17 protein-coding genes and 1 riboswitch are annotated in these 12,906 nt (G+C 68.3%); of the genes, 12 read left to right on the top strand and 5 right to left on the bottom strand.

What is annotated here, in order from left to right; all coding sequences use genetic code 11:
• Nucleotides 1-230 precede the first annotated feature (230 nt).
• Nucleotides 231-362: riboswitch (FMN riboswitch) on the top strand.
• Nucleotides 363-519: 157 nt separating this feature from the next.
• From ribD to ribH, 5 genes are read left to right on the top strand one after another with little or no spacing between them, the layout of a single operon-like run.
• Nucleotides 520-1,557: a bifunctional diaminohydroxyphosphoribosylaminopyrimidine deaminase/5-amino-6-(5-phosphoribosylamino)uracil reductase RibD gene (gene ribD / locus E0H75_RS25180; RefSeq protein ID WP_131516139.1), complete on the top strand. Its 1,038-nt coding sequence runs from the start codon at nucleotides 520-522 to the stop codon at nucleotides 1,555-1,557.
• On the top strand, nucleotides 1,558-2,163 hold the full coding sequence (locus E0H75_RS25175) for a riboflavin synthase (RefSeq protein WP_131516138.1): 606 nt from the start codon (nucleotides 1,558-1,560) through the stop codon (nucleotides 2,161-2,163).
• Nucleotides 2,160-2,834, top strand: coding sequence for a nicotinamide riboside transporter PnuC (gene pnuC, locus E0H75_RS25170; RefSeq protein WP_131516137.1), 675 nt, complete (start codon nucleotides 2,160-2,162; stop codon nucleotides 2,832-2,834). The genes E0H75_RS25175 and pnuC overlap by 4 nt, the downstream gene beginning before the upstream one ends.
• Before the next feature lies 1 nt (nucleotide 2,835).
• Nucleotides 2,836-4,074 (top strand): bifunctional 3,4-dihydroxy-2-butanone-4-phosphate synthase/GTP cyclohydrolase II, encoded by a 1,239-nt coding sequence (locus E0H75_RS25165; protein ID WP_131516136.1) that lies wholly within the window; start codon nucleotides 2,836-2,838, stop codon nucleotides 4,072-4,074.
• Entirely contained in the window at nucleotides 4,074-4,544 is a 471-nt protein-coding gene (gene ribH / locus E0H75_RS25160; protein ID WP_131516135.1) for a 6,7-dimethyl-8-ribityllumazine synthase, read from the top strand. Before E0H75_RS25165 ends, ribH begins: the two co-directional genes overlap by 1 nt.
• 107 nt (nucleotides 4,545-4,651) lie before the next feature.
• On the opposite strand, the gene E0H75_RS43695 is transcribed toward ribH, so the two are convergent.
• Complete coding sequence (locus E0H75_RS43695; RefSeq protein WP_202873168.1) at nucleotides 4,652-5,614, bottom strand: hypothetical protein; 963 nt, start codon at nucleotides 5,612-5,614, stop codon at nucleotides 4,652-4,654.
• A gap of 61 nt (nucleotides 5,615-5,675) precedes the next feature.
• Here E0H75_RS43695 and E0H75_RS25150 point away from each other — a divergent pair, with 61 nt between their 5' ends.
• Complete coding sequence (locus tag E0H75_RS25150) at nucleotides 5,676-6,644, top strand: helix-turn-helix transcriptional regulator (RefSeq protein WP_131516134.1); 969 nt, start codon at nucleotides 5,676-5,678, stop codon at nucleotides 6,642-6,644.
• On the opposite strand, the gene E0H75_RS25145 is transcribed toward E0H75_RS25150, so the two are convergent.
• On the bottom strand, nucleotides 6,632-7,132 hold the full coding sequence (locus tag E0H75_RS25145) for a MarR family transcriptional regulator (RefSeq protein ID WP_131516133.1): 501 nt from the start codon (nucleotides 7,130-7,132) through the stop codon (nucleotides 6,632-6,634). The two genes, E0H75_RS25150 and E0H75_RS25145, sit on opposite strands and share 13 nt — an antisense overlap.
• Before the next feature lie 62 nt (nucleotides 7,133-7,194).
• Between E0H75_RS25145 and E0H75_RS25140 the strand changes: the two genes are divergently transcribed.
• On the top strand, nucleotides 7,195-7,833 hold the full coding sequence (locus E0H75_RS25140) for an NAD(P)-dependent oxidoreductase (RefSeq protein ID WP_131516132.1): 639 nt from the start codon (nucleotides 7,195-7,197) through the stop codon (nucleotides 7,831-7,833).
• Here the strand turns inward: E0H75_RS25140 and E0H75_RS25135 are convergent.
• Nucleotides 7,827-8,786 carry a P1 family peptidase gene (locus E0H75_RS25135; protein WP_131516131.1) on the bottom strand — a complete coding sequence of 320 codons (960 nt, stop codon included), beginning with the start codon at nucleotides 8,784-8,786 and terminating at the stop codon, nucleotides 7,827-7,829. The genes E0H75_RS25140 and E0H75_RS25135 overlap by 7 nt on opposite strands.
• Nucleotides 8,787-8,804: 18 nt before the next feature.
• On the opposite strand from E0H75_RS25135, the gene E0H75_RS25130 reads away from it, so the two are divergent.
• On the top strand, nucleotides 8,805-9,494 hold the full coding sequence (locus tag E0H75_RS25130; protein WP_238163262.1) for an MBL fold metallo-hydrolase: 690 nt from the start codon (nucleotides 8,805-8,807) through the stop codon (nucleotides 9,492-9,494).
• Here E0H75_RS25130 and E0H75_RS25125 read toward each other — a convergent pair.
• Complete coding sequence (locus tag E0H75_RS25125) at nucleotides 9,480-9,875, bottom strand: VOC family protein (RefSeq protein WP_131516129.1); 396 nt, start codon at nucleotides 9,873-9,875, stop codon at nucleotides 9,480-9,482. The genes E0H75_RS25130 and E0H75_RS25125 overlap by 15 nt on opposite strands.
• Before the next feature lie 82 nt (nucleotides 9,876-9,957).
• Between E0H75_RS25125 and E0H75_RS25120 the strand changes: the two genes are divergently transcribed.
• The 3 genes from E0H75_RS25120 to E0H75_RS25110 are packed head-to-tail and all read left to right on the top strand — an operon-like array spanning nucleotide 9,958 to nucleotide 11,596.
• Nucleotides 9,958-10,221: a phosphoribosyl-ATP diphosphatase gene (locus E0H75_RS25120; RefSeq protein ID WP_131516128.1), complete on the top strand. Its 264-nt coding sequence runs from the start codon at nucleotides 9,958-9,960 to the stop codon at nucleotides 10,219-10,221.
• A gap of 45 nt (nucleotides 10,222-10,266) precedes the next feature.
• Nucleotides 10,267-11,115 carry an ATP phosphoribosyltransferase gene (gene hisG / locus E0H75_RS25115; protein WP_131516127.1) on the top strand — a complete coding sequence of 283 codons (849 nt, stop codon included), beginning with the start codon at nucleotides 10,267-10,269 and terminating at the stop codon, nucleotides 11,113-11,115.
• Between the two features lie 13 nt (nucleotides 11,116-11,128).
• A complete protein-coding gene (locus E0H75_RS25110; RefSeq protein WP_131516126.1) occupies nucleotides 11,129-11,596 on the top strand; it encodes a PH domain-containing protein in 468 nt (155 codons plus the stop codon).
• Here E0H75_RS25110 and E0H75_RS25105 read toward each other — a convergent pair.
• Complete coding sequence (locus tag E0H75_RS25105) at nucleotides 11,574-12,467, bottom strand: aldose 1-epimerase family protein (protein ID WP_131516125.1); 894 nt, start codon at nucleotides 12,465-12,467, stop codon at nucleotides 11,574-11,576. The two genes, E0H75_RS25110 and E0H75_RS25105, sit on opposite strands and share 23 nt — an antisense overlap.
• 94 nt (nucleotides 12,468-12,561) lie before the next feature.
• Between E0H75_RS25105 and E0H75_RS25100 the strand changes: the two genes are divergently transcribed.
• Nucleotides 12,562-12,906, top strand: coding sequence for a YciI family protein (locus E0H75_RS25100; protein WP_131358228.1), 345 nt, complete (start codon nucleotides 12,562-12,564; stop codon nucleotides 12,904-12,906).

Raw genomic sequence — 12,906 nt, 5'->3', positions numbered from 1 at the left:
AGGTTTGCGACAGCGAATCTCACGGGAGGAAACGATGACGGCTCACAGGGACACCACCGCCCAGCAAACGCCTCCACCGGAATGAAGGTACAAGCTCCGAGGGACCGCCCCGACCGGACCTGAAAGCGCTGAGTGCGCCGAGGAGCGACGGGGGGAGATGACCGGGATGTGACCTGGGTCGTGGTGGGGGTTGGCGGGGAGGGCATACTTGAAGTACGAGTGAACCCACTCGCGTGCTCCGGGGTCGGTGTAATTCCGAGCCGGCGGTGACAGTCCGCGACCCGGCCGCTGCGGTTTGGCGGTCGGTTGACCTGGTGGAATTCCAGGACCGACGGTGAAAGTCCGGATGGGAGGTGCACGCGATCGGCGGGAGAGCTCCGGCGTCCGGACGGCGTGTCTGTGGGTGATGAGCCTGCGTGATCGCGTGGCCTCGATCCTCTGAGGACCGGCTGGACGGCGGGGGTCGCCGCGCCGGTTGTCATGGCCCCGGAGTGCGTCCGTGACGACGAGGGACCGTGAGTGAACAACGCTTCGCCGATCGATGTCGCCTGGATGCGGCGTGCGATCGAGCTGGCCGCACGCGGCATCGGCACCACCCATCCCAACCCGGTGGTCGGCTGTGTCATCACCGGCCCGGACGGCCATCCGGTCGGTGAGGGCTTCCATGCCGTTGCCGGTGGCCCGCACGCCGAGGTCGAGGCCCTCCGGATGGCCGGACCGGCAGCCCGCGGCGGTACGGCGTACGTGACGCTGGAGCCCTGCAACCACACCGGCCGGACCGGGCCGTGTGCCGACGCGCTGATCGCGGCCGGGATCACTCGCGTCGTGTACGCCGTTCCAGACCCGAACCGGCAGGCATCCGGAGGCGCCGAGAAGCTCCGGAGCAAGAACATCACCGTGCAGCAGGGCGTACTGCGGGCCGAGGCTGAGGCGGTCAACCAGGTCTGGCTGCACAGCGTGCGGACCGGTCGTCCGTTCGTCACCTGGAAGTTCGCCACCACCCTGGACGGGCGGTCGGCCGCACCGGACGGGACCAGCCGTTGGATCACCGGTCCGCTCGCCCGGGCCGACGTACACCGCAAGCGGGCCGAGTGCGACGCGATTGCCGTCGGCACCCAGACCGTGCTGGACGACGACCCGGAGCTGACCGTTCGCGACGAGAACGACGTACCGGCCGCCCGGCAGCCGCTGCGCGTCGTCGTCGGCGATCGCGAGATCCCCACGACCGCGCGAGTTCGCAACGACCGCGCTGAGACCCTGCTGCTGCCCACCCACGACCCGGCCGAGGTACTCCGGCAGCTCGACGACCGGCAGATCCGGCACCTCTGGCTCGAGGGCGGGCCGACTCTGGCCGCCGCCTTCCTGCGCGCGCAACTCGTCGACCAACTCGTCGCGTACGTTGCCCCGGCCGTGCTCGGCTCGGGGTACGCCGCGATCGGCGACCTCGGCGCGGAATCGATCCACCACCTGCGGCGGTTCAAGCTAGCGGACGTCACTCGCCTCGGCGACGACGTCCGGCTGATCCTGACGCCGCTCGAACCGCAAAGGACGCACTGAATGTTCACCGGAATCGTCGAGGAACTCGGCACCGTCGAGGCGCTCGACCTGCTCGAAGGTGACGCCGCCCGGCTCACCATCCGCGGCCCCAAGGTGACCGGGGACGCCGGCCACGGCGACTCGATCGCGGTCAACGGCTGCTGTCTGACCGTGGTCGCGACCGGCGACGGCACCTTCACTGCCGACGTGATGCGCGAGACATTGCAGCGCACCAGCCTCGGCCAGGCCGCCAAGGGCTCGCAGGTCAACCTGGAACGGGCCGTGTCCGCGCATGACCGGCTCGGCGGCCACATCGTCCAGGGCCACGTGGACGGGGTCGGCACGATCGCGAGCCGCACGCCGGCCGAGCACTGGGAGGAAGTCCGGGTCGCGGCCGCGCCGGAGATCCTCAAGTACGTCGCCGAGAAGGGCTCGATCGCCGTCGACGGCGTCTCGCTGACCGTCACCGATGTGGACGACGCGACCGGCACGTTCGGGATCAGCCTGATCCCGACCACGCTCGAGCTGACTGTGCTGGGCCGGAACAAGGTCGGCGACACGGTCAACCTCGAAGTCGACGTGATCGCGAAGTACGTGGAACGACTACTTGCTGGAGGCACCAAGTGAACCCGCTCGACTGGCTGCTGCACGAGCAGGTGACGATCGCCGGCTCGCCAGTACTGATCCGGGAGATCGTCGGCAACGGCTTCGGATTGGCCAGCGCACTGTTCGGCATGCGCCGGATGGTCTCTGCCTGGCCGGTCGGCATCGTCGGCAACGTTCTGCTGTTCACGGTCTTCGTCGGTGGGGTGTTCGACACGCCGCAGGACAAGGACCTGTGGGGACAGGCCGGCCGCCAGGTGTTCTTCGCCTTGGTCAGCCTTTACGGCTGGTACCGCTGGTACCAGACTCGCCACCAAGGCGCCGCGACGGGAGTCCAGCCGCGCTGGGCCACCGCCCGGGAGCGGATCGAGCTGCTCGGCGTCGGCGTCGTCCTCTACGCCATCGCGTACTTCGTCCTGAGCGAGCTGGGCTCGTGGGGACCGCAGTGGGACGCGTGGATCCTGACCGGTTCGATCCTGGCGACGTACGGGATGGCGCGTGGGTTCGTCGAGTTCTGGCTGATCTGGATCGCCGTCGACGTGGTCGGCGTACCGCTGCTCGTGCAGTCGAAGTTCTACCCGTCGGCCACCATGTACGTCGTCTACGGGCTGTTCTGCATCGTCGGATTCGCGTCCTGGTGGAAGATCCAGAACAAGGAGCGCGCTGTGACTCCGGAACCTGTGGTGGTGGGCTGAGATGGGCACCGTACTGAAGCTCGACACGATCGAGCATGCGATCGAGGAGATCCGCGCCGGTCGCCCGGTGATCGTCGTCGACGACGAGGACCGTGAGAACGAAGGCGACCTGATCTTCGCCGCGTCCAAGGCGACGCCGGAGCTGCTGGCGTTCCTGATCCGCTACAGCTCCGGCGTGGTGTGCGTGCCGATGGAGGGCGAGGAGCTCGACCGGCTCGGCATCCCGCTGATGACGCCGCACAACCGGGAGCGGATGCGGACGGCGTACACGATCTCGGTCGATGCCCGTGACGGCATCAGCACTGGGATCTCGGCCGCGGATCGGGCCCGGACGATCCGGGTGCTGACCGACTCCGCGTCCGAGCCGTACGACCTGGTCCAGCCGGGACACGTGTTTCCACTGCGAGGCCGCGATGGCGGCGTACTGGTCCGGCCTGGGCACACCGAGGCCTCGATCGACTTGGCGCGGCTGGCCGGGCTGACCCCGGCGGCGGTGATATCGGAGCTGGTGAACGACGACGGCACGATGAAGCGCGGCCCGCAGCTGCGCACGTTCGCCGACGAACACGGGCTGGTGCTGGTGTCGATCGACGATCTGATCCGGTACCGCCGGCTCAACGAGACCCAGATCCAGCGGGTCGCGACCACCACGCTGCCGACCAGGTACGGCGATTTTGTTGCCCACGGCTACCGGAACACGGTGGACGGGTCGGAGCAGTTGGCGTTGGTGCGCGGTGAGATCGGCGACGGGCCCACGCTGGTGCGGCTGCACTCGGAGTGCCTGACGGGCGACGTGTTCGGCTCGCTGCGTTGCGACTGCGGTCCGCAGCTCGACGAGGCGATGCGACAGGTCGCGGCCGAGGGTGGCGTCGTGGTGTACCTGCGCGGCCACGAGGGGCGTGGGATCGGGCTGCTGCACAAACTGCAGGCGTACGAGTTGCAGGACGCTGGCCGCGACACGGTCGACGCGAACCTGGACCTCGGCCTGCCCGCGGACGCACGCGACTACGGCACCGGCGCGCAGATCCTGGCGGACCTGGGCGTCAAGGAGGTCCGGTTGCTGACCAACAACCCGGACAAGCTGGCCGGGGTGCAGGGCTACGGCATCGACGTGGTCGAGCGTCGCGGCATCTCGATCGACCCGACCGAGCACAACCTGCGGTACCTGCGCACCAAACGCGACCGGATGGGCCACCACCTGCCCGGCGGACTGCTGACCGAAGAGAACGGAGCCGGCTGATGTCGGGCAGTGGAGCACCCTCGATCGAGATCCCCCGGGTGGAAAGCGCCCGGGTGGCGATCGTCGCCGCCCAATGGCACCCGAAGGTCACCGACGCCCTCGTCGCCGGCGCGATCCGCGCGCTCGGCGACGCCGGCGTGACCGACTACACCGTCGTCCGAGTCCCCGGCTCCTTCGAACTCCCCGTCGCATCGTTGCACGCAGCAAAGAACGGGTACGACGCTGTGGTCGCTCTGGGCGTGGTGATCCGGGGCGATACTCCGCACTTCGAGTACGTCTGCCAGGCCGCGACCGAGGGTTTGATGCAGGTCGGCGTCACCACGGGCATCCCGGTCGGCTTCGGCGTACTCACCTGCGACAACGACCCACAGGCACTGGACCGAGCCGGCCTCCCCGACAGCCGCGAAGACAAAGGCTACGAGGCCACCCAAGCAGCCCTGTCCACCCTGCTCGCCGTCCGCGAACTGTAGGACAGATGGACAGGTAGTGCCGGCCGACTCGTAGTGCACCTGAGCGCACAACGCGTCCTGTGTACGGCGTCTCGCAGGTGCACTACCTGTCGAGCTGCACATCGCGGCTACCTGATTCTCGTGTGGTTCATTTCCCAGTTGGGGATCCAGGTTTGGCCGCTGTCGGTTGAGAAGGACTGCTCCCAGGCGGCTTTGTCGACGCCGGGTGTCCAGGTGAAGCGGACGTCGATCGACTGTCCCTCCCACACATCCGGACCTTCGAAGATGCCCTTGCCGTCGGTCCCGAACGCCCCGATCACCGGTGTCTCGAGTTGGCCGCGCAGGCTGTTGATCCAGTGGATTGCCCACGTCTTCTCCGACGGGTTGTAGATCCGCAGCGTCGCGCCGCGGAAGCCCTCGGTCGGGAACCAACCCTCGTCGAAGCTCACAGCACCGTCGAAGTACGTCGTGACTTCCATCTCCGACTGCATCTCGTACCACTCGGCCGGCTCCCCGAGCGCGGGCTTGCGGCGACTGTTGTGCATGTCCCATCGGCCGACCAGGAAGTCGAAGTCTCCGGTCAGTTTGGGTACGTCGAGGGGCGGCGGGGGAGTGTCTCGCCGGGTGAAGTCCATGATCCAGTTGGTTTCCCAGGTCACGCCGCCGTCGTTGGAGTAGGCCTGCTCCCAGTGCGCCGTGGTGTCGGTGATGTCCGACCACTCGTAGCTGCACAGGATCGGCTTCCCATCGAGCTCGTCGTCACCGACCAGCCGGCAGCTCGACCCGTCCTGCGACCAGCCGCCGCGGACGGGCGGATACAGGCGCATCGTGCGACTGTCGATCCACCAGATGCTCCACTCCTTCGCGACCGGGTCGAACAGCCGGACCGACAGCCCGTACGACCCCTTGGTCGGGAAGCGCATCTCGTCGATGCTGATAGCGCCGTCGAAGTACGTGTTCGCCGTCGTCGTTCCGTCGTACTCCTGCCATTCGTCGCAGTCGGCGAAGGCCTGTTTCAGGGTGCGGTGCCGGACGTCGAAGTACCCGTTCAGGAAGTCGAAGTCGCCGGTCACCTTGGTCCAAGTCGTCATGCAGCCAGCGTGGCCGTGAAACCTGACAAACCATGGCAGTTTAAAAGGCTAACCTCAGAGCATGCGTTCCAGCCGGCTGCTGTCGATCCTTCTACTGCTGCAGACCCGCAGGCGGCTGACCGCGCGCGAGCTCGCCGACGAGCTGGAGGTCTCGCTCAGGACCATCTACCGCGACGTTGACGCGCTCGCGGCGGCCGGCGTACCCGTGTATGCCGATCAAGGGCGGGCGGGTGGTTATCGCCTGGTCGAGGGGTACCGGACCCGGCTGACCGGACTGAACGAGCAGGAGGCCGCAGCGCTGTTCCTCGTCGGCATGCCCGGTGCGGCCGCGGCTCTCGGGCTGACTGAGCAGACGAGCGCCGCGGAGCTGAAGCTGCTGGCCGCGCTGGCGCCTGATCAGCGGGACCGGGCCGGCCGGCTGAAGAATCGCTTCCACCTGGATCTGCCTGCGTGGTACCAGGACGCAGAGACCTCGCCGTACCTCGCGCAGGTGGCCGACGCCGTGCTGCACGACCGGCGGATCAGGGTGCTCTACCGCCGTTGGGAGGCGCCGCGCGAGGTCGAGCGCGTGCTCGAGCCGTACGGCCTCGTGCTGAAGAACGGCAGCTGGTACGTCGTGTCCGCGACGACCAATGGAATGCGGACGTACCGGGTGTCGAGCATCCTCGAGCTGACGCCCACCGAGGAGGAGTTCGAGCGGTCGGAAGGGTTCGACCTGGCAGGATTCTGGCAGGAGCACTTGGACCAGTTCGATCAGGTCCGGTTCACCGGACAGGCCGTCGTACGGGTGTCGGCCCGGCTTGCCGCGAAGATGCACGACGTGTCGTTTCCCCTGCTGGTGAAGGCGGTTGCGGCGGCCGAGCCTGCCGGGGACGGCAGCGTGACGGCCACTGTGCCGATCGAGTCGATCCCCAATGCCGCCGCAGCGTTCTGCCGGTTCGGGAACGCGGTGGAGGTGCTCGAGCCGCCGGAGCTGCGGGACGAGCTGGCGGCCCTCGCCCGCACCCTGCTCGACGTCTACGAGTCCTGACCGGCCAGCTTTTCGGTGGAGGTCCGGCCGGCCTCGGTACTGCGGCGCAGGAAGCCGGCGATCACGTCGAGCTCCTCCTCGGAGTAACCGTCGAGAAGGTCGTCCATCGCGCTGATCATCGGCTGGTAGAGCCGGAACACTTCGACGCCGCGATCGGGCAGGACCCGGATGCTGATGCTGCGGCGATCGCCGCGGGCCCGGTCGCGGGTGATCCAGCCGCCGCGTTCGAGCCGGTCCAGGATCCCGGTCAACGTCGCTGGGTGCAGACCCGCCTGCCGCGCCAGGGTGCTCGGCGTCAGCGGCCCGCTGCGAGCCAATACGTCGAGGCAGTCGAGGTCGACGTCCTTCAGCGCCAGCTTGCCGCCGACCTGATGGTTCAGCAGGGCGAGCTGGATCCGCAGGTCGCGCAGTGCGGCCTTGATGTCGTTCCCGGCGCGGCGACGGCCACGTGGATCGTGGCGCGCGTCACCCGATGATGTCTGTTCCATATATTATGATTTCCGTACTATATGAGTTGCAGAGAACATCACGGTAGCGCAGGAGGAGTCGGATGAGGATCACAGTGTTCGGGGCGACGGGCGGGATCGGCGGCCACGTCGTACGGCAGGCGCTCGACGCGGGGCACAAGGTGACGGCGGTGGTTCGGCAGTCGTCGCCGTTCGAGTTGGAGCATTCGTCGCTGGAGGTGGTCCGCGTGCCGGGCCTGGACGAGGCTGGTGAGTTGCGGGACGCGGTGGACGGGAGCGAGGCGGTCATCTCCGGTGTCGGCCCGCGTGGTCGCAAGTCCGGGGCGGTCGCTTCGAGCAGCACGCGCTCGATGCTGGCCGCGATGGCAGCCGCCCAGGTACGTCGTTTTGTCGCGGTGAGCGCAGCGCCGCTCGGACCGATGCCGCCGGACGAGAGCTTCCTGAATCGGCGCGTTCTCCACCCGATGATCAACGCCTTCGCGGCCGACGTGTACGCCGACCTCCGCGTGATGGAGGCCGACATCATGAGCAGCCGAACGGAGTGGACGATCGTCCGCCCACCCAAGCTGAACAACAAACCCTTGACCGGCAACTACCGCACTGTGGTCGGCGGCAGCGTCTCGCACGGGTACTTCATCTCGCGAGCCGACGTCGCCCACCTGATGCTGGCCGTCCTCGACGACCCGGCAACGGTCAACCAGCCAGTCGGCGTGGCCTACTGAGCCGCCTTGATCAGGTGGTGGGGGACGGCGTGGGCGGTGTTGCCTCGGTGGCCTTTGGTGGTGCGCGCCATGGTGAGGGAGTTGAGGAGGGCCTCCTCGACTGATTCGGTGACCGCTTGGAACGGCGCGCGCAGATCCTTGTCCTGGTAGCCGGACGTGGGGTTGGTGGTGAAGGCGATCGCGTAGTCGCCACTGCCCTGGGCGTAGTCGGAGCCGACGCGGGCGAGGGCGAAGACCGCACGGCGGGCCAGCCGACCGAGTTGGCGAGCGTCCAGCGGGAGGTCGGTGGCGACGACGATCATGCAGGAGTTGCCGTCGGCATCCACTGGCACGGCCGGGACCGGTTTGCCGAGCACGGTCAGTAGCCCGGAGAAGTTCGACTGCACGATCGCTCCGACCGAACCGCCGTCCATCGTGCGGGACGACGTACCGATGCCGGCTTTGAAGCCGAGAGCTGTGGTGCCGGTGCCGGCTCCGGCGCAACCTTCGGCGGGGAGATCGGTGGAGGCGGAGTCCAGAGCGGCGTGGACGTGTTCGGGGGTGATCGGGCGGCGGCGGATGTCGGAGAGGAAGGCGTCGTTGGTCTCGCCGACGACCGGGTTGAGGCTGGTCGCCTTCGGATCGCGCTCGATCAGCCAGGTGACGAGCGCGTCGGCGACCCGGAAGACACTCAGAGTCCCGGTGAGCAGGATCGGCGTCTCGATCCGGCCCAGCTCGTCCACCTGGGTGCTCCCGACGAGCTTGCCGTATCCGTTGCCCACCGCCACGGCTGCGGGCAGCCCGCCGGAGTACCCCTCCGGCACGATCGCGGTGACGCCGGTGTTCAGGTCATCGGTGGCGATCGTGGTCTGGCCGACGCGGACGCCAGGTACGTCGGTGATCGCATTGAGCGGGCCGGTCGGCAGCGTGCCGACGACGACGCCGAGGTCGCGGAGTCTCCGGGGAGTTTGCATGCGGCTATCGTCGGCCAGGTGCTCGAACACCTGAACGGCCGGGTCTGGCTGTACCCCCACGATCCCGACCCGGACGCGATCCGACCGTCGGTCGCGGTGATCGCCGACGACCGGGGCAGCGTCCTGATCGACGCCGGCAACAGCCCGGAGCATGCCGGCGAGATCCAGGCGGCGATCGCGGCCGCCGGTCTGCCCGCGCCGCGGTGGCTGGTCTACACGCACCACCACTGGGACCACACCTGGGGCGCCTGTGCCTGGCCGGACGTCACAGTGATCGCTCACTCGTCGGCCGTCGGCATCATGACCGCGGAGGCCGAACGCCCATGGAGCCACCGCTACCTGCACGACCAGGTCAAGGTCAACCCGAAGCTCGGCCCCAGCTTCCGGGCCCGCGCCCTCGCCGTACCCGACTGGACCGGCTTCAAGATCGTCGTCCCCGCCCAGACCTTCGACGACACCCTCACCCTGCCGACGGGCGTCGTACTGCGTCATGTCGGCGGCAACCACGCCCCGGACTCCGTGCTGGCCATCGACTCCGGCGTCGTACTCATCGGTGACGCTTTCTATCCACCGCCGTACCACCAGCGCACGCAGGAAGACAGCGTCGACTACGCCATGATCAAGCAACTCCTGTCCGAGCGGCACGCTTACTACGTGGACGCGCACTCACCCCCGCGGACCCTCAAGGCCGCCTCAATGACGTTGTAGCGGAGACCTGTCACCCACGAACCACAAATGCCCGAACGGATCGACGAACGTCCCCTGGCGATGCGGCCCCCAGGGCATCTGGTGGGTGCGGGCCGGATCCCGGCTTCCGTCCGCTCCGGCCTCGACGGCGCGGTCGATGAAGGCGTCCGGATCGTCCACGAAGATCTCGATCCGCACAGTCGGCGCACCCGTGGCCGCAGGCGTGTCCCACCCGTTGTTGCCCGGCTCACCGAGGAAGAAGGCCGCGCCGCCCATCGTGAGTCCGATCACGCTGCCGAGGTTCCACAACTGCTCGGCTCCCATCGCCCGGGCGTACCACTCCGCGGCGCCGGGCGCGTCCGAGACCGCCAGCATCACTGAGATCTGCACTTGATCGTCCATGATCCAGTAACCCACAGGCCGGGGTCCGTCAGGCGGACCTGAGGGGCGCGGGCTGGGGGCGGCCCTCTAGGCTGGGCGCGCGATGAAGAGTTTCGAGGAGCTGTTTGCCGAGCTGGGCGAGAAGGCGCGGACGCGACCGGAGGGATCCGGGACCGTGGCGGCGCTGGATGCCGGCGTGCACTCGATCGGCAAGAAGCTGGTCGAGGAGGCCGCCGAGTCCTGGATGGCCGCCGAGCACGAGGGCAAGGAGCGGGCCGCGGAGGAGCTGTCCCAACTGCTCTACCACACCCAGGTGATGATGCACGCGCTCGGCCTGGACCTCGACGACGTGTACCGACATCTGTAGGAACCCCTCCGACAGTCACCGGTTCACTTCAGAAAGGGCAGTCCCATGCTGCGCGTCGCAGTACCCAACAAAGGCTCGCTGAGCGAAGCCGCCATCGAGATCCTGACCGAGGCCGGCTACAAACAGCGCCGGACCACCAAGGACCTCTCCCTCACCGACGCGGCCAACCAGGTCGAGTTCTACTACCTGCGTCCCCGCGACATCGCCGTGTACGTCGGCGAGGGCACGCTGGACGTCGGCATCTCCGGCCGTGACCTCGTACTCGACTCGCACGCCGACGCGGACGTGATCATGGAGCTCGGCTTCGCCAGCTCCACCTTCCGGTTCGCCGGTCGGCCCGGTGCGGCCGACTCGGTGAAGGACCTGGCCGGCAAGCGGATCGCCACGTCGTACGCCGGCGTCCTGCAGGACCACCTGGCCGAGAACGGGGTCGACGCCTCCGTGGTCCGCCTCGACGGTGCGGTCGAGTCGGCCGTCCAGCTGGGCGTCGCGGACGTGATCGCCGACGTCGTTGAGACAGGTACGACGCTCCGCCAGGCCGGACTCGAGGTCTTCGGCGACCCGATTCTCAAGTCCGAGGCGGTGCTGATCAAGCGGCACGGTGTGGAGACCCCGCCGAACGGCATCGAGCAGCTGGTACGCCGCCTGCAGGGCGTCCTGATCGCCCGCAACTACGTGATGATGGACTACGACATCCCGGCTGACGCGGTCGACGCGGCCACCGCGGTCGCGCCGGGTTTGGAGTCGCCGACGGTCTCGCCGCTGCACCGGCAAGGCTGGGTCGCCGTTCGCGTGATGGTCCAGCGGGCCGACGCCCAGCGGCTGATGGACCAGCTGTGGGAGGTGGGCGCGCGTGCCATCCTCACCACGGACATCCACGCCTGCCGGATCTGACCGCGGGTCTGACATGGCTGCTGCCGCCGACCGGCTGTTCACCTTCCATCCGCGGATCGTGGCGCTGATGTCCGGCGTGATGGGGTTGTCACTGATCGCGGTGTTCGGCGTGATCTGGTTCCGGCTGCCCGACGACGCCCGCGAGTCGTTCAGCTGGTTCCAGCGGCTGACGTTGCTGGCGTTCTTCGGCGCGGTGCTGTGGATCCTCTACCGGATGACGACGCTGCGGGTGACGGCGTACCCGGACCGGCTGTACGTGCGCAACGTGTTCAAGTCCTACACGCTGCGCTGGTCCGAGGTGACGGCGCTCCGGTTCCGGCCGGGCGACGCGTGGCTTCAGCTGTTCGATGCCGACAGCAACCGGATCGGCATCCTCGCGGTGCAGGCGGCCGAGGGGTCACGGGCGAGCCGGGCCGCCAATGAGCTGGCGGCCGTGGCCCGGGAGCACGGCGCCGGCCCTAGACGGACACCTGGAACGTAGTCGTGTGCGACTCACCGGGCTTCAGCACGACCAGGTCCTGCCCGGTGATGAAGGCGTTCGGCGGGCAGGTCATCGGCTCGACGGCGAGCGCCGTACGCCCGATCGCGCTGCCGGTGTAGAGCTGCAGCCAGGGAGTGTCGCTGGTCAGGACGGTCTTGTTGCCGGAGTCCGGATCGGTCAGCGTCACCGACCACGGGCCGCCGCCGAGCCCGGTGAAGGCGTTGTCGATGTCGAGCGCGCCGATCGGCCGCCCGGTGTGGAAGTCGTACCGCGATCCCTTCACCGGCGACAGCCCGATCGGGGTCAATCGCTCCGGCGACACCTCGAGCCAGTCGTTCGCGGCGAACTCGAGCACGCACTCGTCGATCGGCCGCCCGACGCTCAGATAAGGATGCGTTCCATACCCGTACGGCGCATCGCTCGCGCCGATGTTGGCCGCGGTGGCGGTCACGGTGAGCGCATCGGCCAGGCGGTAGGAGAGGCGGAGGTCGAGCTGGTGCGGGTACCCGGGTTGGCCGTGCAGCCGGTGACCGACCTCGACCACCGCAGCATCCGTCCCATCGTCGACGCGCTCCCAATTGGCCCAGCGCGTGAGCCCGTGGATCGCGTTCTGCCGGGCCGGCTCGGTCAGGTAGAGCTGCTGGTCGGCACCCTGGAAGGTGTACTTCCCATCCGTGATCCGGTTCGGCCAGGGGAACAGGTGCTGGCCGATCCCAGCGTGCGCCGGCTCGTCCTCGCCGTACCCGAGCAGCACCTCGCGCCCGTCGTACGTGAGCCCGCGGAGACCGCCGCCCACGCTCACCACGGTGGCGGCGTACCCGCCGGATCGAAGCGTCCACTGCTCACCCGACGGTCGTACCTGTGCGCTCATGGACCCCATCCTGACAAATTCCCGGGGCGTCCTGTCCATAGGTCGCGCGCCCGTTCGTGGAGATGCTGTACACACGCTGACAGGAGGTTCCACTGTGAAGTATCTGCTCTTGATCAACGCCGGTGAGCTCGACGTGAGCGGCGGAGTGGTCGGCTGCGAGCCCGAGGACTGGATGCGGTTCGACAAGGAGATCCAGGACGCCGGAGTCGTCGTTGCCGCCGAGTCGCTGGCCGATCTGGTCACCGCGACCCGGGTCCAGGTCGCCAACGACGGCAAGCGCACCGTCACCGACGGTCCGTACGCCGAGACCCGTGAGGTGCTCGGCGGGTTCTACGTGGTCGACGTACCGGATCTGGACGCGGCGCTGGACTGGGCCGCCAAGTGCCCGGGCTCGCGGGGTGGCGGATCTGTCGTGGTGCGGCCGGTCGCGGAGTTCTGA

Origin of the sequence: Kribbella capetownensis, assembly GCF_004331485.1 — a bacterium.
In the GTDB taxonomy this organism is placed as follows: Bacteria; Actinomycetota; Actinomycetes; order Propionibacteriales; family Kribbellaceae; genus Kribbella; species Kribbella capetownensis.
This window is presented reverse-complemented; position numbering and strand designations above follow the sequence as displayed.

What these genes read in the sequence shown, in the direction of transcription:
- E0H75_RS25165 (WP_131516136.1), top strand. Translation starts at nt 2,836, where the DNA reads ATGGGCACCGTACTGAAGCTCGACACGATCGAGCATGCGATCGAGGAG.
- E0H75_RS25175 (WP_131516138.1), top strand. Translation starts at nt 1,558, where the DNA reads ATGTTCACCGGAATCGTCGAGGAACTCGGCACCGTCGAGGCGCTCGAC.
- E0H75_RS25125 (WP_131516129.1), bottom strand. Translation starts at nt 9,875, where the DNA reads ATGGACGATCAAGTGCAGATCTCAGTGATGCTGGCGGTCTCGGACGCG.
- E0H75_RS25140 (WP_131516132.1), top strand. Translation starts at nt 7,195, where the DNA reads ATGAGGATCACAGTGTTCGGGGCGACGGGCGGGATCGGCGGCCACGTC.
- E0H75_RS25145 (WP_131516133.1), bottom strand. Translation starts at nt 7,132, where the DNA reads ATGGAACAGACATCATCGGGTGACGCGCGCCACGATCCACGTGGCCGT.
- E0H75_RS25120 (WP_131516128.1), top strand. Translation starts at nt 9,958, where the DNA reads ATGAAGAGTTTCGAGGAGCTGTTTGCCGAGCTGGGCGAGAAGGCGCGG.
- E0H75_RS25105 (WP_131516125.1), bottom strand. Translation starts at nt 12,467, where the DNA reads ATGAGCGCACAGGTACGACCGTCGGGTGAGCAGTGGACGCTTCGATCC.
- E0H75_RS25135 (WP_131516131.1), bottom strand. Translation starts at nt 8,786, where the DNA reads ATGCAAACTCCCCGGAGACTCCGCGACCTCGGCGTCGTCGTCGGCACG.
- E0H75_RS25150 (WP_131516134.1), top strand. Translation starts at nt 5,676, where the DNA reads ATGCGTTCCAGCCGGCTGCTGTCGATCCTTCTACTGCTGCAGACCCGC.
- E0H75_RS25110 (WP_131516126.1), top strand. Translation starts at nt 11,129, where the DNA reads ATGGCTGCTGCCGCCGACCGGCTGTTCACCTTCCATCCGCGGATCGTG.
- hisG (WP_131516127.1), top strand. Translation starts at nt 10,267, where the DNA reads ATGCTGCGCGTCGCAGTACCCAACAAAGGCTCGCTGAGCGAAGCCGCC.
- E0H75_RS43695 (WP_202873168.1), bottom strand. Translation starts at nt 5,614, where the DNA reads ATGACGACTTGGACCAAGGTGACCGGCGACTTCGACTTCCTGAACGGG.
- ribH (WP_131516135.1), top strand. Translation starts at nt 4,074, where the DNA reads ATGTCGGGCAGTGGAGCACCCTCGATCGAGATCCCCCGGGTGGAAAGC.